Here is an 18,386-nt window from a genome sequence, read left to right as displayed (position 1 = left end):
GCTAACGCGGGGCGCGCGCCGTACCCGCCCACGGCGCCGCCGCCTCCAACTGTCCGGCAAGGCGCAGCAGCGTGGTCTCGTCGCCGTAGCGGCCCGCGAACTGCACGCCCACCGGCATCCCGTCGGCCGTGTTGCCCAGCGGCACCGACATGGCCGGCTGCCCGGTGACGTTGAACAAACCGGTGAACGCCGCCATCCCGCGCATCCCCGCCAGCGCGGCCCGCGGATCGCGGTTGGGGTCCAACTCGCCCAACTTCGGCGGCACCACCGCCATCGTCGGGGTGAGCAGCACGTCGAAGCGCCCGGTCAGCCGGGTCACCGCCCGCCCGATGGTGTGCATCGTGTCCACCGCGGCCAGGTAGCGCGCCAGTGTCAGCCGCCGGCCCTTCTCCACGATCAACTCGGTGGCCGCGTCCAGATCGCCGGGCCGCAACTCGCGCCCCACCTCGGCCAGTCGCAGGTCCACCATGCGCGCCATGTGCGCGGCGCTGATCGGCGCGATCACCTCGCCGGGCCGGGTCAGCGTGTCCGGCCACTCGACCGGCTCCACGTCGTGCCCCAGCGCCTCGCACAGCGCCGCCGCCTCCTGCGCGGCCCGGGTGCACTCGCCGTCCACGAGCACGTCGGCGTCCACGGGGTTCAGGATCAGCCCGATCCGCAACCGCCCCGGGTCCGTGCCCACCTCGGCGGCGTACGGGCCCACGGGCTGCGGCGCGTGGTAGGGGTCGCCCGGCTCCGGAGTGCCGGTGACATCGAGCAGCGTCGCGCTGTCGCGGACCGTGCGGGTGACCGCGTGCGCCACCGAGAGCCCGGCCCACGACTCGCCGCGGTCGGGCCCGGCGGTGACCCGGCCCCGGCTCGGCTTGAGGCCGAACAGCCCGCAGCACGAGGCCGGGATCCGGATCGAGCCGCCCCCGTCGGTGGCGTGCGCGACCGGCACCATGCCCGCCGCGACCGCCGCCGCCGAGCCGCCGCTGGAGCCGCCGGCGCTGTGATCGAGCCGCCAGGGGTTGTGCGCGGGACCGAACAGGCCCGACTCGGTGGTGGTGCCCAGGCCGAACTCGGGGGTGTTGGACTTGCCCACGATCAATACGCCCGCCACCCGCAACCGGGTGACCAGGGTGCTGTCCCGCTTCGCCGGCGCGCCCGCGAACAGGCGCGAGCCGTTGGTGGTGGGCGTGCCGGCCACGTCGCACTCGAGGTCCTTGATCAGGTACGGCACCCCGGCCAGCACACCGGGCAACAGGCCCGCGACGGCGGAGCGGGCCTGTTCCTCGCACAGCGCGACCACCGCGCCCAGGGCGGGTTCGCGTTCCTTGATCGCGGCGAAGGCGACGTCGAGCACCTCGTCCGCGGTCACCTCCCCGCGGGCGATCAGGCCCGCGAGTCCGGTGGCGTCATGGGACTGATACTCGTCGATCCGCACGGTGGGACCTCCTGGGCTGGGGGAACACGTTCGTCCCGCACCGTACGCGACCGTACCGACCCGGCGTGTGGCCGCTCGGCGGATCGGCACAATCCGGCGCGTCGCGGCGGGGCGCCGCCCGCTCAGCCGACCGAGGAGTAGGCGACCACGCCGCGGCGCAGCCCCTCGATCGCCTTGCGGGCGGTGCCGCCGACCTTGCTGTCGTCGGGCGCCGCTGCGGCGATCTGGCCGAGTACGTCGACCAGTTGCTTGATCCAGCGGACGAAGTCGCCGGCCGGCAGGTCGGCGTCGCCGAGAACCGCGTCCAGGCTCATCCCCGATGCCCACGAGTACGCGGTCCAGGCGAAGCCCAGGTCCGGCTCGCGCAGGAAGTCGAGGTGGTGCTGCCCCTCCAGCGCGTCGAGGTGGCCCCACAGCCGGACCATGTCGACCAGCGCCGACGTCGTCGTCCCGGCCGGCACCTTCGGCGACATCGCGTCGTCGGGCTGACGCGACTCGTACACCAGCGCGGACGCGCACGCGGCCAGCTCCGCCGGGGACAGCTCCTCCCACAGGCCCTCGCGCAGGCACTCCGCGGTCAGCAGGTCCAACTCGGCGTAGATCCGGGCCAGTCGGCGCCCGTCCTCGGTGACCGTGTCGCCCGCCAGGTAGCCCAGGTCGGTGAGCATCGCGCAGACCCGGTCGAAGGTGCGCGCGATGGTGTGCGTGCGGCCCTTCATCCGGCTCTCGATCACCTGCGTGTCCCGCAGCAGGCGGTGGTAGCGCTCGGCCCAGCGCGCGTGCTCCTCGCGGTCGTCGCAGCCGTGGCACGGGTGCTGCCGGATCGCTTGGCGCAGCCGGGCCAACTCGGCGTCGTCGGCGGCCGGCGAGCGCTGCTTGCGCCCCCGGGGGTGGTCCACGTGGCCGGCCTTGGTGCGCAGCGAGGATGCCAGGTCGCGGCGGGACTGCGGATTGCGCGCGTTGAACGACCGCGGGATGCGCAGCCGGTCGATCGCCTCGACCGGCACGGGGAAGTCGATCCCGGCCAGCCGGCGGACCTGGCGGTCCACGGTGAGCACGAACGGGCGCGGCCCCTCCGGGCCCTGGTCGGTGCCGGGGTCCAGGATCACGGCCAGGCCCGCGTACTTGCCGGTGGGCACCATGATGATGTCGCCCGACTTGAGCTTCTCCAGCGACGCGGCGGCCGCGGCCCGGCGCTGGACGGCGCCCTCGCGGGCCAGTTCGCTCTCGCGGTCCTTGAGCGCGCGCCGCAGGCTCCCGTATTCGGCGAAGTCGCCGAGGTGGCAGGTCATCGCCTCGCGGTAGCCGGCCAGGCCCTCCTCGTTGCGCTGCACCTGGCGGGTCAGCCCGACCACCGAGCGGTCCGCCTGGAACTGCGCGAACGAGGTCTCCAACAGCTCGCGCGAGCGGTGCCGGCCGACCTGGCCGACCAGGTTGACCGCCATGTTGTAGGACGGCTTGAAGGAGGACCGCAGCGGATACGTGCGGGTGCCCGCCAGGCCGGCCAGGTGGGCCGCGTCGAAGCCCTGGTGCCACAGCACCACCGCGTGGCCCTCGATGTCGATGCCGCGTCGCCCGGCGCGGCCGGTGAGCTGGGTGTACTCGCCCGCCGTCAGGTCGGCGTGCGTCTCGCCGTTCCACTTGACCAGCTTCTCCAGCACCACCGAACGGGCGGGCATGTTGATCCCCAGGGCCAGCGTCTCGGTCGCGAAGACCGCCTTGACCAGGCCCTTGACGAACAACTCCTCGACGACCTCCTTGAAGGTCGGCAACATGCCCGCGTGGTGTGCGGCGATGCCGCGCTGGAGCGCGTCGAGCCAGGAGTGGTAGCCCAGGACGTGCCGGTCCTCGTCGGGGATGCCGGTGGTGCGCGCCTCGACGATCGTGCGCACCTCGGCCCGCTCCGCGTCGCCGTTGAGCCGCAGACCCGCGTGCAGGCACTGCTGGACCGCGGCCTCGCAGCCCTTGCGGCTGAAGATGAAGGTGATCGCCGGCAGCAGGCCCTCGGCGTCGAGCCGGTCGATCACCTCGGCGCGGCTGGGCGTCCAGATCCGGCTGCGCACCGGCCGGGTCTCCTGGCCGCGGTTGCGCCGGTAGCGGTCCTGCGGGCGACCGGCCCGCTCGCTCTCCATCCGCCCCAGGCGCACCAGCTCGGGGTTGACCTCGGTGTGGTTCTCGTCGGTGAACAGGTCGTAGGTGCGGTTGCCCGCGATCACGTGCTGCCACAGCGGCACCGGGCGGTGCTCGGAGACCACGACCTCGGTGTCGCCGCGCACGGTGCCCAGCCAGTCGCCGAACTCCTCGGCGTTGCTGACCGTCGCCGAGAGCGAGACCAGGGTGACCGATTCGGGGAGGTGGATGATCACCTCTTCCCACACCGCGCCGCGGAAGCGGTCGGAGAGGTAGTGCACCTCGTCCATGACCACGTAGCCCAGGCCCGCGAGCGCGTTCGAGGACGCGTAGAGCATGTTGCGCAGGACCTCGGTGGTCATCACGATCACCGGGGCGTCGGCGTTGACCGAGTTGTCGCCGGTGAGCAGGCCCACGTTGGCCGCGCCGTAGAGCTTTTGGAAGTCGGCGAACTTCTGGTTCGACAGCGCCTTGATCGGCGTGGTGTAGAAGCACTTGCGGCCCTGTTCGAGGGCCAGGTGCACGGCGAACTCGCCGACCACGGTCTTGCCCGAACCGGTGGGCGCGGCGACCAGGACCCCCTTGCCGGCCTCCAGGGCGCGGCAGGCCTCGACCTGGAAGCCGTCGAGGCCGAAGGGGTACTGCTCGCGGAACGCGTGCAGACTCGTGCGTTCGTCGGCGGCACGGCGCCGGGCGGCCGCGTAGTGCTCGGCCGGGGACATCTGGGTATCGCGGTCCGTGCCGCGTGCGGGATCGAGAGGCATCTCGTCAAGCAGACTACCGGCCGCGACCGACGACTGTGATCACCTTTTTTCGATCTTGCCGACCGCCGGGTCGAACGATCGACCGAGGCACACCCGTACGATCCGCCCCCGCCGGGTCGACCCCGCCGCGTTCGGGGCCCGGCTCACCCGGCCGGAGCCGGAACCAGCGCCCGCACCGCGGCCGGTACGCAGTCCGCGGTCAGCGGCAGCGCGCCCAGGCGCTCTCCGTCGGCCCAGCCGCTGAGCCCGCGCGCGGTCAGTGACACGGTGGCGGCCCGGTGCACGGTGACCAGGGGATGGCTCACGTGCCGCCCGCCGTAGACCTTGGGGAACACCCGCAACAGTTCGGCCCGCCCACACGCGGCCACCACCGTTATGTCGAACAGCCCGTCGGCGAGATCGGCGCCCGGGCACATCCGCATGCCGCCGCCGTAGGAGCGACCGTTGCCGACCGCGATCAGCGTGGCCTCGACCCGGAACGGCTTGCCGTCCAGTTCCAGCTCGTAGTCGATCGCCTTCAGCGCGCCCAACTCGCCCAGCAGCGCCGCGTTGTAGCGGGTCCGCCCGCCCGCCCAGGTCATCCGGTTGGCCCGCTCGTTGACCCGCGAGTCGAAGCCGGTGCACAGGATCGTGCCGAACCAGCGCTCGCCGACCCGGCCCAGGTCCACCGGGCGGATGTGCCGATCCGCCACCACGCGGGCCGCCGCGGCCACGTCGCCCAGCGGCACATCCAGCGCGCGGGCGAAGTCGTTGCCGGAGCCGATCGGTATCACGCCCAGCGGCGTCGGCGTGCCGGCGACCGCCTGCAGCGCGGCCGCGACCGTGCCGTCGCCGCCGACCGCGACCACCGCGTCCACACCCGTGCGCACCACCGCACGCAGCCGGGCGATGCCCTCCGCGACACCGGGAGCCGACACCTGGTGCGGCGTCAGCCCCCGGTCGCGCAGCAGGTCGGCGGCGATCGACGCGGCCTTCAGGCCGCGCCCGCGGCCCGCGGTGGGGTTGACGAATATTGCGATCTCCCGAGACACAAGGCGCGAGAGTAGCCCACCGGACTCAGGTGATGTCGTCCACCCTGGTGGCGGAACCGGGGCCCGAGTCGTCCCCGACCGCGCTCGGACGCTCGACGGGGCGTACCGAGGTGTCCAGGACCGACGCCTCGTCGTCGTCGAGGTCGGCGCCGAGCACTTCCTCGCGCCGTTTGCCGCGTCGGCGGTCGTTGATCCAGGCCACGATCAGCGCGATCCCGTACAGGATCGTGATCGGGATGGACAGCAGGATCATCGTCAGCGGGTCCGTGGTGGGGGTGGCCACCGCGCCGAAGACGAAGATGCCCATCACCACCCAGCGCCACCAGCTCGCGAGTTGCTTCGCGGTGACGACCCCGCCGATGTTCAGCATGATCAGCACGAGCGGCAGCTCACAGGCGATGCCGAAGACCACGACCATGCGGATGACGAAGTTGAGGTAGTCGTCCAACTGGATCTGGTTGCTGGCGTCCGCGAGGGTGAAGTCGAGGAGCACCTGCAGGGCGTGCGGCAGGATCCAGTACGAGAAGTAGGCGCCGCCCAGGAAGAGCGGGACACCCACGCCGACGAAGGCCAGCGAGTACTTCTTCTCGTGCTTGTGCAGCCCCGGCGCCAGGAAGGCCCACATCTGGTAGAGCCAGATCGGTGAGGCCGCGATGATGCCGGTGGCCAACGAGATCTTCAAGGCCATCGAGAACGGCGAGAGCACGCCCTGCTGGACCAGGACGCCCTGGCCACACTTGGTGACGCCCGTGCCCTTGACGTCCTTGAGATCGCAGACGGGATGGACCAGGAAGCGGCCGATGTCCTCGTAGAAGAACGCGGCGACGATGGTCACGACGATGATGGCCAGGAGCGCCTTGACGAGGCGATTGCGCAACTCGCGCAAGTGCTCCATCAGGGGCATGCGCCCCTCGGCGTCCTTGATCTTCTTTTGTTTCGGGCCGGACTGTCGTCCGCGCCCTGCCTTGTCAAGCACCTTGAGGGCCGACTCCTATAGGGCGCGTACGGACTCAGCGACGGTTGTGGTCGGGCTCGCCGACCGGCCGCGCCTCGTTCACATCGCCCGGAGCGGCCGAGATGGTGCGCGGCGGCGCCTCGGTGGTCTTGGCGCTCTTGTCGGACGCGGGGGCCTCGGCCGCCCCGTCCTCCTTCATCGCCTTGGTCTCGCTCTTGAGGATGCGCAGCGAGCGACCCAGCGCCCGCGCCGTGTCCGGCAGACGCTTGGCGCCGAACAACAGCACGACGACAACCAGGATCAGGATGATCTCGGGCCAACCGAGCTTGCCAAACATAGTCAGTACCTCATTGCCGGGGCCGGGGGGTTACGGGTTCGATCGTACGCCGGTGCGGATGACGCACGTGCAACGCAATGGTGGCGAACAACTGCACCGGGCGTAACCCCCAGGGGTCACGCGGGCGAATCAGTGCCGGTGCGCGGACGCGGACCGCGCGTGCGGTACGACGTCGTCTCGCGCCGCGGGGCGGCCCGCCTCGTCGAGTTCGGCCGCCGCCACGGACAACCGGTCGGCGGCGTCCGCGACCGTTTTGCCCAATCGGCGTACGTCACCGAACAACCGCACGGCGAACCAGGCGAGGACGCCGAGTCCGACGAGCACGAGCACGAGGAAGAGCAGGACCCACGGCAACATGCGGCGACCCTAACAGCCCGCGGAGGCCCCGCTTCAGCGTGCCACCTGCATGGACGACACCCCGCCGTCGGTGAGCAGTTCGACGATGCGCTCACCGGCCGGGCGGCGCACCGAGTCCGCGCAGGTGGGGCAGCGGAAGAGATAGAAGGACTTGTTCGGTCGCAGCACCAGCCGTAGCTGATCCGCCGTCAGCTCCACCCGTCCGCATACCGGGCAGCGCGCCGTGAACGTCGACACCGTGGGCCTCCTCGCAAGGTCGGGAAGGTTGTCGTCGGTGGTACCGGGAGGTGCCGGCGGGCCGGATCCGGGGGCGTGTGCCGTTTTTGGACAGTCGCCCCCGGACCCGGCCGCTCGGTCTATTCCGCGTAGGCCGCGAGCGCGGCCGACGCGGTGCGTCGTACATCGTCGACCAGCTCCGGCGGGGAGATCACCCTGCCGTGTCCGCCCAGACGCAGCGCCAGCCGGCGGATCCCGGCGGGGTCGGGCGTGCGCAGGGTCAGGCGCAGACCGCCGTCGGCCAACTCCTCGACCTTGTCGTAGCGGTAGTACTCGGTGACCCAGCGTCCGCCGGGCCCGAGTTCGAGCACCACCTCGATGCCGTCGGCGGCGGTCGGCGCGAAGCCGTCGGCCAGGTCGAGCGGTTCGATCGGCTGCGGCTCGGACGCCTCGTCCAGCAGCACCGCCTCGGCGACCCGGTCGAGGCGGAACAACCGGCGCCCCTCGGCCTGGCGACACCACGCCACCAGGTAGGTGTGTCCGTCGACCAGGACCAGGCGGATCGGGTCCACCTCGCGCTCGGTGATCTCGTCCCGGCGCGGCACGTAGTAGCGCAGCCGCAACCGGCGCTTCTCGCTCACCGCGCGGTCCATCGTGGCGAACGCCGACTCCTGGGCCGCGTCGTCGCCCTCGAACTCGACGGTCACCCCCTCGGCGGCGCGCGCCGCCTCGCCGGCCGCGTCCTCCAGCTTGGCGGTCACCCGGCCGAGCGCGACCTTGTCCCGCTCACGCAGCCCGGACAGCCCGGCCAGCGCGCGCAGCGCCACCAGCAGCGCCAACGCCTCGTGCGGGGCCAGGCGCACCGGGCGCACCGGGGCGTCGGCGTTGTCCAGGAAGACCCGGCCCTCGAAGTCGACGTGCGGCTCCAGGAGGTCGTCGGCCATGAAGCTGGTGCCGCACATGTGCAGGGTGCCCAGATCCGCCTCGACCTGGCTCACCGGCAGGCCGAAGGCGCGCGCCACGTCGTCGAGTTGGGTGCCCGGGCGCTCGCGCAGGTAGGCCACCAGGGACAGCAGCCGTCGGGTGTCGTCGATCGCGTTGCTCATCCGACCTTCACCTGTCCCGTCGCCGTTCCGGCGGCCTCGCGCAGTTGCGCGACCACGGCGTCGCGCAGGTGGGGCGGCTCGAGCACGACCACGTCGGGGCCGAACTCGGCGAGCCAGTGGTGCAGTCCGTGTCCGTGACTCAGCTCCAACTCGTCCCAGCCCTCGCCGGCCGGACGCACCGCGCTAGCGCGCGCCCGCAGCGGGAACCCCGCGCCGGTACGCACCCGGATCCGGGCGATGCCCTCGCCGCCCTCGCCGGCGAAGCGGGCGACCTGGGCGCGCACGTCCACCTTCGCCGGCACCTCGGCCGAGAACGGCTCCTTCAACGGCTTCGGCTTGGGCTTGTCGGCGATCCGGTCCAGCCGGAACACCCGCTGCTCGCCCCGGTCCCGGGCAAAGCCCACCAGGTACCAGCGGCCGCGCCAGCAGCTCATCCCCCACGGCTCGACCACGCGCGCGGTGACCTCCGCGGCGCCCGAGCGGCGGTAGCCGAACTGGATCGGCCGGCGGGTGCGCAGCGCGTCCAGGAGCGGGCCGAACGCCGGTTCGCGGGCGGTGACCCTGGGCTCGACGCTGGTCAGCGGGGCCGAGTCGATCTCCACGCCGGCGGCCTTGAGCTTGTACAGCGCGCCGGTGGCTGCGCCGGCCAGCGCGGACTGCTGCCAGGCGCCGGCGGCCAGGGCGAGGGCGGCGGCCTCCTCCGGGTCCAGCTCCACCGGGGGCAGCGTGTTCGCCTCGGGACGGATGCGGTAGCCGTCGGCCGACTCGATCAGCGGGTCGTTGGCACCGGTCTCGACGATGAAGCCGAGTTCGCGTACGTCGTCCTTGTCCCGCTCGAACATGCGGTCGAAGGCCTCGTCGGACGTGCACAGCCGATACGACTCGATCGACTGCCGCAACTCTTCCTTGGTGACGTAGCGACGGGCGGCGAGCAGGCACATGACCAGACTCACCAACCGCTCCTGCTTCGGAATCGCCATCAGATCCCAGTCCCTCCCACACGGCGCAGCCCCGACCGTACCGCGTTCGGCGCGCGGGGTGGTCCCGCCCGCCGATCTGCCCCCCGAGTTCGCCCGCCGCAGGCCGGCGCCGTTAGGCTCCCGGACCGTGATCACCTGGCGACGCGGCGAAGTGACGGCGATCCGACGGGCCTGGCGCGGGGCCGTGGAGGTGACGGTGGCGGTGCCCGAACCGGAGCCCGCCCGCGTGGTGCGCGCGATCGCCTACCCGCACCTGACCGGCACCCCCGAGGTCGGCGACGCGGTGCTGCTCAACACCACCGCGCAGGACATGGGCCTGGGCACCGGCGGCTACGCGCTGGTGGTGGCGCTGCCCGAGCGGCTGCCCGCGGACCCGCCGGCCGGGCCCGGGCACGTGGTCAAGGCCCGCTACACCCCGATGCAGGCGGTGGTGCTCGGCGTCGACGAGCAGGACTCGCCGCACCACGCCGCGCTGAGCGCGGCCGACTCGCTCGACGGCATGCCGGTGGTGGTCGCCGACCTGCACTCGGCGCTGCCCGCGATCTGCGCCGGGATCCGCGCCGCGCGACCGGACGCGCGGGTGGTGTACGTGATGACCGACGGCGGCACACTGCCGCTGTGGTTCTCGATGACCGTCGACACGCTGCGCACGCACGGATGGCTGGCCGCCTCGATCACCGTCGGCCAGGCGCTGGGCGGCGACCTGGAGGCGGTCACCCTGCACACCGGCCTGCTGGCCGCGCGCCATGTCGAACGCGCCGACGTGGCGATCGTCGCGCAGGGCCCGGGCAACCTGGGCACCGGCACCCGGTGGGGCTTCTCCGGGGTCGCGGCGGGTGAGGCGATCAACGCGATCGCCACCCTCGGCGGCCGCCCGGTCGCGTCACTGCGCATCTCCGACGCCGACGGCCGCGAACGCCACCGCGGCGTCTCGCACCACAGTCTCACCGCATACGGCCGAGTCGCCCTGGCCGCGGCGGACGTGATCGTCCCGGCCCTGCCCGAGCCCCTGGCCACGCGGGTGGCGACCGACATCGCCCCCCTCCGCGCCCGCCACCGAATCCACATCGAACCCACCGAGGGCCTGAACGAAGCCCTCCAATCAAGCCCGGCCCGCCTGTCCACCATGGGCCGCCCCCTGGAAGCCGACCACGCCTACTTCCTGGCCGCAGCAGCAGCCGGCCACTGGGCCGCAACCCACCTCCCCACCTGACCCACCCCACCCGGGCACATCCAGCCCGTCCGGCGTTCGAGCACAGCAGGCCACAGGCCGGCCAACACCCGACCCGGTCCACCCTGCGAAGACCCCAACACAGCCCACCTGCCGCACGCACTCAGCCCAACCGGCACATGCAACCCGCCCGGCACACAGCCCGCCGGGCCCAACCGGCACATACCGCCCGCCCGGGCACATCCAGCCCGTCCGGCGCTTGAGGACAGCAGGCCGCAGGCCGGCCAACACCCGACCCGGTCCAACCCGCAAGAGACCGGCACAGCCCGCCTGCCGCACACACCCAGCCCAACGGGCACATACAGCTCGCCGGGCACAACCAGCCCAACCGCACATACAGCCCGTCCGGCGTTTGAGGACAGCAGGCCGCAGGCCGGCCGACACCCGACCCGGTCCAGCAAGGACAGCCGGCACGGCCCACGGCCACGCACACCAGCCCAACCGCACATACAGCCCGTCCGGCGCTTGAGGACAGCAGGCCGCAGGCCGGCCGACACCGGCCTGGTCCAGCAGGGGCAGCCGGCACAGCCCACGGCCACGCACACCAGCCCAACCGCACATACAGCCCGTCCGGCGCTTGAGGACCGGCAGGCCGGCCGACACCCGGCCTGACCGGTGCCACGAACCGCCAGCCCCCCAGCCCGTCCGGCGCATGAGGACCCGCAGGGGCGGCCGGGAACGCAAACGGCCCCGACCCGCGCAGCGCCTGCGCGAACCGGGGCCGTCCACCCGTGCGGCTAGCGCACGTTCATCAGGTCCACCACGAAGATCAGCGTCTCGCCGGGCGCGATCGCCCCGGGCGCCCCGCGGTCCCCGTACGCCAGGTGCGCCGGAATGACCAGCTTGCGCCGACCCCCGACCTTCATCCCCTGCACGCCGCGGTCCCAGCCCTCGATGACCTGACCGACACCGAGCCGGAAGTCCAGCGGCCGACCGCGGTTCCAGGACGCGTCGAACTCCTCACCGGAGGAGAACGACACGCCGACGTAGTGCACGCTGACGTCCTGGCCGGCCTGGGCCACCGGGCCGTCGCCCTCCCAGATCTCGGTGATCTCCAGGTCGGCGGGCACGCCGCCCTCGGGGAAGTCGATCTCGGGCTTCGTAAGCTTGCTCACTGCGGTATCCGTATCCGTTCGAGTGCTGAATCCGGTCCAACGTACCGGGCCACCGGCCCGGTTCGGTCACTGCCCGAGCCGTCAGGCGGCCGTACCGCCCAGCGCGTCGACGATGTCCACGACGAACACCAGCGTCGAGTTGGCCGGGATGGTCGGCGGCTTGCCCTCGGCGCCGTAGCCCTTGTCCGCCGGCAGCACCAGCAGGACGCGGCTGCCGACCTTCTGGCCCACCAGACCCTCGTCCCACCCTGGCACGACCTGGCCGACACCGATCTTGAACGCGGTCGCGCCGCCGTGGTCCCACGACGAGTCGAACTTGGTGCCCTTGTCGAAGAGCGCGCCGGTGTACTGCGCCACCAGCGTCTGGCCCTTTTGGACCACCGGGCCGGTGCCCTCGATCAGCGGCTGCACGACCAGCTTGGTCGGCGCGGTGGTGCCCGGCGGGATGGAGATCTCCGCGGCCTTGCCCGACTCGACCTTCGCCACCGGCAGACCGGCCGGCGGGGTCACCGCGGCGCCCTTGGCCTCGGCCTTGCCGTCGATCGTCTTGGTCGACTTCAGGTCCAGCATCAGCACGACGGCCTGCTTTTCCTGAGTGACCTTGGCCGGGACCACCACGAGCATCCGGGTGCCGACCTTCTTGCCGATTATCCCCTGCCCGATCTCCTTCAGGAGCTCCTGGCTGCCCGCCTGGAAGACCTCGGGGGTCTTGGTGTCGTACGAGTTGCCCGCGTCCGTGCCGTCCCAGTTCTTGCCGACGGTGTCCGCGACGACGTAATCCTTATCCTTGATCACGTCGCCGGTGCCCTCGATGAGGATCTTGGTCGTCGTCTTGTCGCCGGACTTCCCCTTGGGGATCTTGATGTCCGGCTTCTGCCCGAAGGCACCGGTCACGATGGGTGTAACGGTTTTTCCTCCGTCGTCATCGCCACACGCGACCGCGGTGAAGGCCAGTGCGGGGACCAGAAGGAGCGCAGCGAGACGGCGCACGATGTTCCTCTGCTGAGATGGACAAGGACCGGGACACTCTATGGGGTCCCGATGTGAGGGCGACGTGAAGACGACAATCGCGTTCAGGCGACCTCGCGACCCGGCCGGCGCAGCCGCGCCGCCCAGCGCCCGTCCTCGGCGCGCACCGTCAGCGGAATCCCGAAGCACTCACTGAGGTTGGCGTCGGTCATCACCTCGCGCACCGGCCCCGAGGCCACCGTCGCACCGCGCCGCAGCAGCAACGCGTGGGAGACCGCCGTCGGCAACTCCTCCAGGTGGTGGGTCACGATCACCAGGGTCAATCGCGGATATTCGCGCGTCAGCGAGTCGATCGCCTCGAGCAGTTCCTCGCGGCTGGGCAGATCGAGCGCGTTGGCCGGCTCGTCGAGCAGCAGCAGCCTCGGATCGGGCATCAGCGCCCGGGCGATCCGGGCCCGGCCGCGCTCGCCCTGCGAACACACCGCGATCTCGCGCCGCGCCAACCGCTCCAGGCCGAGCAGCGCGATCAACTCCGCCGCCCGGGCGTGTTCGGCCGGCCCGTACTTGCCGTACAGGGGCTGCACCGTGCCGCTCGCGCCGGTGAGCACGTAGTCGGTCACCGTCAGGTATTCGGGCACCCGCAGCGCCGCGTTGACCGCCCCCACCTGCGCCCGGACCTCGCGCACGTCGACCTTGCCGAGCCGCTTGCCCAGCACCGTCACCGCGCCGTTGCCCGGAAAGCGCAGCGCGCCGGCCAGCGCCAGGATCGTGCTCTTGCCCGCGCCGTTGTGCCCCAGCAGCGCCCAGCGCTCGCCCTCGCGAACCGTCCAGTCCACGCCGACGAGCATGTCGGTGCGCCCGGCGGGCCCGTGCGCCCACACGTCCACCCCGTCGAGCTCGAAGACGGGCGGAGCGATGTCCCATGCAGGTGTATCGACCATCGATCCAGCATGCCGGCCGCCCACCGCCTCCCGACGTCGGGAGGGGGTGGGCGGCTGCCTCGTCTCACATGCCGGCCGGCTCACATGCTGGCGATCAACTTCTCCACGCGGTCGTCCACCGACCGGAAGGGGTCCTTGCACAGCACGGTGCGCTGCGCCTGGTCGTTGAGCTTGAGGTGCACCCAGTCGACGGTGAAGTCGCGCCGCTGCTCCTGGGCCTTCTTGATGAACTCGCCGCGCAGCCGCGCCCGAGTGGTCTGCGGCGGCAGCGACTTCGCCTCGAAGATCTTCAGGTCGTTGCCGATCCGATCGACCTGTCCGCGTCGCTCCATCAGGTAGTAGAGCCCTCGGCGCCGGTGGATGTCGTGGTAGGCGAGGTCTATCTGCGCCACCCGCGGCGAGGACATGGGCAGGTTGTGCTTGGCCCGGTAGCGCTCGATCAGCTGATACTTGATCACCCAGTCGATCTCGCGCCCGACCAGGTCGAGATTGCCGGAGTCGATCGCCTCGAGGGTGCGCTCCCACAGATCGAGCACCTTCTCGACCGTGCCGGTGCGGATGCCCCGGCGATCGGCGAACTCCTGCGCCTTGGTCAGGTATTCGCGCTGGATGTCCAACGCGCTGGCCTCGCGGCCGTTGGCCAGCCGCACCTTGCGCGAGCCGGTCATGTCGTGGCTGACCTCGCGGATCGCCCGGATCGGGTTCTCCAGGGTCAGGTCGCGCATGACGATCCCGGCCTCGATCATCCGCAGCACCAGGTCGGTCGAGCCGACCTTGAGCAGCGTGGTGGGCTCGGCCATGTTGGAGTCGCCGACGATGACATGCAGCCGCCGATAGCGCTCGGCGTCGGCATGCGGTTCGTCGCGCGTGTTGATTATCGGACGGGAACGGGTCGTGGCGGAACTGACGCCCTCCCAAATGTGTTCGGCGCGCTGACTCACGCAGTACACCGCACCGCGCGGCGTCTGGAGCACCTTGCCCGCGCCGCACAACATCTGACGGGTCACCAGGAACGGGATGAGCACGTCGGCGAGCCGGGAGAATTCCCCGTGCCGCGCCACACAATAGTTCTCGTGGCAACCGTAGGAGTTGCCGGCGGAATCGGTGTTGTTCTTGAAGAGATACACGTCACCCGCGATGCCCTCTTCGTGCAGCCGACGTTCGGCGTCGACGAGAAGACCCTCGAGAATGCGCTCACCGGCCTTGTCGTGCACGACAAGTTCCGGCACCGAGTCGCACTCGGGCGTCGCGTATTCGGGGTGGCTGCCCACGTCCAGATACAGCCGGGCCCCATTGCGTAGGAAGACATTGCTGCTTCGGCCCCACGAAACGACTCGGCGGAAGAGGTACCGCGCCACCTCGTCCGGGGAGAGCCTGCGCTGCCCCCGGAACGTACAGGTGACGCCGTACTCGTTCTCCAGCCCGAAGATGCGGCGGTCCATGCTGCAACATTACGCCGACGACGCGCCGTTCCGGGACAACTCCGCGTCGGCGGTTTTTCCGAGCCGGATCACGTTTGGGATCAGCCGGCCCCGACCGGCCAGCAATACCAGCAATCCGAGCCCCGCGCCGACCCCCGCGACCGCGAACGCACCCCGCGCGCCGGCCACTTCGCCGGCCCAGCCCGCCAGCGCCATGCCGAGCGCCGCACCCGCGCCCATCGCGGCCACCAGCCACGCGAACGCCTCGGTCACCGTGCCGCGCGGCGCCAACTCGTCGATCAGCGTGAACACGCACGCGATCGCCGGCGCCAGGAACACCCCCGACAACACCGCCAACGGCATCATCACCCACGGCCCGGGCACCACGATCAGCGGCAGGTAACACACCGTCAGCCACCCCATGAACCACAACAACCGGCGGGCCGGCGGGGTACGCCAGGCCCGTACGCCGTGCACGAGACCGCCCAGGAGCGCGCCGAACGACATCGCCGCCAGGAACATCCCCGACAGCGCGTCCGAGCCCTCGCGGTCGGCGTACGCCACCGCCGCCACGCTCAACACGCCCAGCGCGATCCCGGCCAGCGCGAAGGCGGGCAGCACCACGCGCAGCCCGGGCGAGCGCAGCGCCCCGGCCCAGTGCGGCGTGTGCGGCTCGCCGCGCCAGACCCGCGACGGGTGGGAGGTGGCCACGATCAGCGTGCCCACGACACCGACCAGCCCGGTCGACACGACGGCCAGCTGCGCCGAGCCCAGCTGTACGAGGACCACCACGATCAGCGGCCCCACGGTGAACAGCACCTCCTGGGCGGCCGCGTCCAGCGCGTAGGCCGCCTGCACCCGCTCGGGGGTGAGCACCGAGGGCCACAGCGCCCGCAGCCCGGCCTCCAGCGGCGGCGTGGTGAAGCCCGCCACCAGGACCGCCGCCACCGCCACGGGAAGCGGATGGGCGCCCACCAGCGCGAACACGACGTACGCCAGCGCGGACACCGTCGCCGAACCGATCAGCACCCGGGTCTGCCCGCGCCGGTCCATCCACCGCCCGAGCACCGGCTGCCCCGCCGCACCGGCCAGCCCGTACACCGCGGACAACGCACCCGCCAGGCCGTACCCGCCGCCGTCCGCGCGCACCAGCAGCAGCACCGCCAACGCGCCCATGCCGTTGGGCAGTCGCCCGAACAGGGTCCCGCCGAGCAGCCGCCCCGCGTAGGGCACGCGCAGCAGTTCCAGATAGGTCCGCATCCGCGGGTACCACCCTCCCGTGCCGTACCCGACACGTCCGCTCATCCCGAAGTCATACGTATGACTATCCCGTATCACTGTGCCCGCCCGCTCGGCCGCATGGCAAGCGCGTTCTAGGCTGGACCCCGCCCCGCCACCCCGCCGGGCCCGAACCCGTCACCCCGCCCCGACTTTGCCGCCCGAGGTCACCGTGTCGTCGCCCCCGCCCCCCGCCGGCCGCCCGACCAGCAAGGACGTCGCCCGACACGCCCGCGTGTCGCAGTCCACCGTGTCCCTCGTCCTCGCCGGCAAATGGCGCGGCCGGGTCTCCCCCGCCACCGTCGAGACCGTGCGCGACGCGGCCGCGGCCCTCGGCTACCGGCCCAACACCTCGGCGCGGTCACTGCGCCTGGGCCGCACCCGCACCGTGATGCTCGTCGTACCGGTGCTCACCTCGCCGTTCTTCGGCGCCGTGCACAGCGGCGCCGCCCGGGTGGCGGCCGAACGCGACTTCGGCGTCGTCGTCTACCCCACCCTCGACGGCGCCGACCTGGCCCCCAACGCCTTCTCCCCCGCCGCCATCGACGGCGTACTCGCCTCCTCGATGGCCGCCGAACCGCTCGACGTGCTGCGCTCCGCCGGACCCGGCACCGGCCACCTGCCCCTGGTCATGCTCGACAGCGAACCCGGACACGGCCTGCCGACGGTCAACCACGACGTCGCCGAGGGCATGCGCACGATCGCGGAGCACGTGGTCGGCCTCGGCCACCGGCGCGTGGCCCGGCTGCGCGCCACGGTGCGGACCTGGACGTTCGAGGCCCGCGACGCGGCCTTCCGCGCCGCGCTCGGCCCCGCCGAGGTGATCGCCGAGGCGTGCGCCCCGCTGACCCTGGGCGGCGGGCGCGAGGCGGCGCTGCGCCTGCTCGCCGCGCCCGCCCGACCCACCGTGCTGGTCTGCGACGACGACCTCCAGGCGGCCGGCGCCTACAAGGCCGCCCGCACGCTGGGCCTGCGGGTGCCCGAAGACCTGTCCGTCACCGGCTTCGACGACATGCGCTACGCGCGCGTGGTCGAGCCCGAACTGACCACCTTCCGGCTGCCCGCCGTCGAACTGGGCGCTCGCGGCATGACCGCGCTCCTCGACCTGCTCGACACCGGCGACGCGGGCCCGGACGTGGTCCTGCCCGGCGAACTGGTGATCCGCGGCTCCACCGCGCGCCCGGTGCCGGCCTGATCCCGCACCGACACCGGCCACACGCGTCAGGGCCCGCACACCGAGGCGGTGTACGGGCCCTGTGACGGGATCCGGGCGGACGGGGCGCCCGGCAGCGGAAAAGCCGCGCGGCTACTCCTCGCCGGCCTCGGAAGCGGTCTCCGGCGCGGCCTCGGCCGCCCCCTCCTCCGCCGCCGCCTCGCCGGTCGGCTCGACCTCGCCGAGCAGGCGGTTCAGCTGACCGCCCACCAGACGCTTGAACTTGCGCTGCTGCGGCCTGGTGCGATCCAGCGTCGCGACCTCCAGCTGCGAGGCCGTGATGGAGCGCTTCTCCCCGACACCGTCACGCGAGAGGGCGTCGACCGCCACCTTGAGCGCCTCCTCCAGCGACAGCCCCTCGCGGTGCCGGCGCTTGAGCTGGTCGGTGATCTGCTCGACGTTGCCGCCCATCGCCACGTAGTTGTGCTCGTCGGCGACCGAACCGTCGTAGGTGAGCCGATAGATCTGGTCGTCCTCGGGCGCGGCGCCCACCTCGGCGACGATCAGTTCCACCTCGTAGGGCTTCTCCCCCCCGCTGGAGAAGATCGTGCCCAGCGTCTGCGCGTACACGTTCGCCAGGCCGCGGGCGGTGACGTCGTTGCGCGCGTACGAATAGCCCCGGATGTCGGCGTAGCGCACGCCGCCGATCCGCAGGTTCTCGAACTCGTTGTACTTGCCCACCGCGGCGAACGCGATGCGGTCGTAGATCTCACTGATCTTGTGCAGGGCGCGAGAGTAGTTCTCCGCCACGAACAGGATGCCGTCCGCGTAAGTCAGCACGACCACGCTGCGGCCCCGGGCGATGCCCTTGCGGGCATAGTCGGCCCGGTCCGCCATGGCCTGCTGCGGCGACACATAGAAGGGCGTCGTCACCGTGGAGTCCTTTTCGTCGAAGCCGGTCGCGAAGGGTCGGCTG

Annotated in this window: 17 protein-coding genes; 2 read left to right on the top strand and 15 right to left on the bottom strand. The window is 71.9% G+C overall.

Going from position 1 to position 18,386, the window contains the following annotated elements; translation table 11 throughout:
- Position 1 precedes the first annotated feature (1 nt).
- From B4N89_RS28350 to B4N89_RS28310, 9 genes are all read right to left on the bottom strand, one after another.
- Positions 2-1,426: an amidase gene (locus B4N89_RS28350; RefSeq protein ID WP_201260922.1), complete on the bottom strand. Its 1,425-nt coding sequence runs from the start codon at positions 1,424-1,426 to the stop codon at positions 2-4.
- A gap of 122 nt (positions 1,427-1,548) precedes the next feature.
- On the bottom strand, positions 1,549-4,320 hold the full coding sequence (locus B4N89_RS28345) for a DEAD/DEAH box helicase (protein WP_101897200.1): 2,772 nt from the start codon (positions 4,318-4,320) through the stop codon (positions 1,549-1,551).
- A gap of 143 nt (positions 4,321-4,463) precedes the next feature.
- Positions 4,464-5,351, bottom strand: coding sequence for a YegS/Rv2252/BmrU family lipid kinase (locus B4N89_RS28340; RefSeq protein ID WP_078978610.1), 888 nt, complete (start codon positions 5,349-5,351; stop codon positions 4,464-4,466).
- 25 nt (positions 5,352-5,376) lie between these two features.
- Positions 5,377-6,327 (bottom strand): twin-arginine translocase subunit TatC, encoded by a 951-nt coding sequence (gene tatC, locus B4N89_RS28335; protein ID WP_235618826.1) that lies wholly within the window; start codon positions 6,325-6,327, stop codon positions 5,377-5,379.
- A gap of 34 nt (positions 6,328-6,361) precedes the next feature.
- A complete protein-coding gene (gene tatA, locus B4N89_RS28330) occupies positions 6,362-6,643 on the bottom strand; it encodes a Sec-independent protein translocase subunit TatA (RefSeq protein WP_078978608.1) in 282 nt (93 codons plus the stop codon).
- 129 nt (positions 6,644-6,772) lie between these two features.
- Positions 6,773-7,000, bottom strand: coding sequence for a hypothetical protein (locus B4N89_RS28325; RefSeq protein WP_078978607.1), 228 nt, complete (start codon positions 6,998-7,000; stop codon positions 6,773-6,775).
- A 33-nt stretch (positions 7,001-7,033) separates the two neighbouring features.
- On the bottom strand, positions 7,034-7,237 hold the full coding sequence (locus B4N89_RS28320; protein WP_078978606.1) for a hypothetical protein: 204 nt from the start codon (positions 7,235-7,237) through the stop codon (positions 7,034-7,036).
- Positions 7,238-7,356: 119 nt separating this feature from the next.
- On the bottom strand, positions 7,357-8,322 hold the full coding sequence (locus B4N89_RS28315) for a helix-turn-helix transcriptional regulator (RefSeq protein ID WP_078978605.1): 966 nt from the start codon (positions 8,320-8,322) through the stop codon (positions 7,357-7,359).
- A complete protein-coding gene (locus tag B4N89_RS28310; RefSeq protein ID WP_078978604.1) occupies positions 8,319-9,302 on the bottom strand; it encodes a helix-turn-helix transcriptional regulator in 984 nt (327 codons plus the stop codon). Before B4N89_RS28310 ends, B4N89_RS28315 begins: the two co-directional genes overlap by 4 nt.
- 127 nt (positions 9,303-9,429) lie before the next feature.
- On the opposite strand from B4N89_RS28310, the gene B4N89_RS28305 reads away from it, so the two are divergent.
- Positions 9,430-10,515 carry a DUF3866 family protein gene (locus B4N89_RS28305; protein WP_078978603.1) on the top strand — a complete coding sequence of 362 codons (1,086 nt, stop codon included), beginning with the start codon at positions 9,430-9,432 and terminating at the stop codon, positions 10,513-10,515.
- Between the two features lie 755 nt (positions 10,516-11,270).
- Here the strand turns inward: B4N89_RS28305 and B4N89_RS28295 are convergent.
- The 5 genes from B4N89_RS28295 to B4N89_RS28275 all read right to left on the bottom strand — a co-directional run bounded on the left by B4N89_RS28295 (position 11,271) and on the right by B4N89_RS28275 (position 16,284).
- Positions 11,271-11,648, bottom strand: coding sequence for an FKBP-type peptidyl-prolyl cis-trans isomerase (locus tag B4N89_RS28295; protein WP_078978601.1), 378 nt, complete (start codon positions 11,646-11,648; stop codon positions 11,271-11,273).
- An 81-nt stretch (positions 11,649-11,729) separates the two neighbouring features.
- Positions 11,730-12,542 (bottom strand): FKBP-type peptidyl-prolyl cis-trans isomerase, encoded by an 813-nt coding sequence (locus tag B4N89_RS28290; RefSeq protein WP_078978600.1) that lies wholly within the window; start codon positions 12,540-12,542, stop codon positions 11,730-11,732.
- Between the two features lie 179 nt (positions 12,543-12,721).
- The gene (locus B4N89_RS28285; RefSeq protein WP_235618825.1) at positions 12,722-13,558 is read right to left on the bottom strand and encodes an ABC transporter ATP-binding protein; all 837 of its coding nucleotides are present in this window, start codon (positions 13,556-13,558) and stop codon (positions 12,722-12,724) included.
- Positions 13,559-13,638: 80 nt separating this feature from the next.
- Entirely contained in the window at positions 13,639-15,000 is a 1,362-nt protein-coding gene (pafA, locus tag B4N89_RS28280) for a Pup--protein ligase (protein ID WP_078978599.1), read from the bottom strand.
- A 9-nt stretch (positions 15,001-15,009) separates the two neighbouring features.
- On the bottom strand, positions 15,010-16,284 hold the full coding sequence (locus tag B4N89_RS28275; protein WP_201260921.1) for an MFS transporter: 1,275 nt from the start codon (positions 16,282-16,284) through the stop codon (positions 15,010-15,012).
- Positions 16,285-16,429: 145 nt separating this feature from the next.
- Here B4N89_RS28275 and B4N89_RS28270 point away from each other — a divergent pair, with 145 nt between their 5' ends.
- Positions 16,430-17,452, top strand: coding sequence for a LacI family DNA-binding transcriptional regulator (locus tag B4N89_RS28270; protein ID WP_078979693.1), 1,023 nt, complete (start codon positions 16,430-16,432; stop codon positions 17,450-17,452).
- A gap of 111 nt (positions 17,453-17,563) precedes the next feature.
- On the opposite strand, the gene prcA is transcribed toward B4N89_RS28270, so the two are convergent.
- Positions 17,564-18,343 carry a proteasome subunit alpha gene (prcA, locus tag B4N89_RS28265; protein ID WP_078978597.1) on the bottom strand — a complete coding sequence of 260 codons (780 nt, stop codon included), beginning with the start codon at positions 18,341-18,343 and terminating at the stop codon, positions 17,564-17,566.
- Positions 18,344-18,386 lie beyond the last annotated feature (43 nt).

This window comes from Embleya scabrispora (assembly GCF_002024165.1).
GTDB classification, from domain to species: domain Bacteria; phylum Actinomycetota; class Actinomycetes; order Streptomycetales; family Streptomycetaceae; genus Embleya; species Embleya scabrispora_A.
The sequence above is the reverse complement of the archived record's forward strand: the minus strand, read 5'-3'. Positions and strand labels throughout refer to the sequence as shown.

What these genes read in the sequence shown, in the direction of transcription:
- B4N89_RS28345 (WP_101897200.1), bottom strand. Translation starts at nt 4,320, where the DNA reads ATGCCTCTCGATCCCGCACGCGGCACGGACCGCGATACCCAGATGTCC.
- tatA (WP_078978608.1), bottom strand. Translation starts at nt 6,643, where the DNA reads ATGTTTGGCAAGCTCGGTTGGCCCGAGATCATCCTGATCCTGGTTGTC.
- B4N89_RS28325 (WP_078978607.1), bottom strand. Translation starts at nt 7,000, where the DNA reads ATGTTGCCGTGGGTCCTGCTCTTCCTCGTGCTCGTGCTCGTCGGACTC.
- B4N89_RS28315 (WP_078978605.1), bottom strand. Translation starts at nt 8,322, where the DNA reads ATGAGCAACGCGATCGACGACACCCGACGGCTGCTGTCCCTGGTGGCC.
- B4N89_RS28310 (WP_078978604.1), bottom strand. Translation starts at nt 9,302, where the DNA reads ATGGCGATTCCGAAGCAGGAGCGGTTGGTGAGTCTGGTCATGTGCCTG.
- B4N89_RS28285 (WP_235618825.1), bottom strand. Translation starts at nt 13,558, where the DNA reads ATGGTCGATACACCTGCATGGGACATCGCTCCGCCCGTCTTCGAGCTC.
- pafA (WP_078978599.1), bottom strand. Translation starts at nt 15,000, where the DNA reads ATGGACCGCCGCATCTTCGGGCTGGAGAACGAGTACGGCGTCACCTGT.
- B4N89_RS28275 (WP_201260921.1), bottom strand. Translation starts at nt 16,284, where the DNA reads ATGAGCGGACGTGTCGGGTACGGCACGGGAGGGTGGTACCCGCGGATG.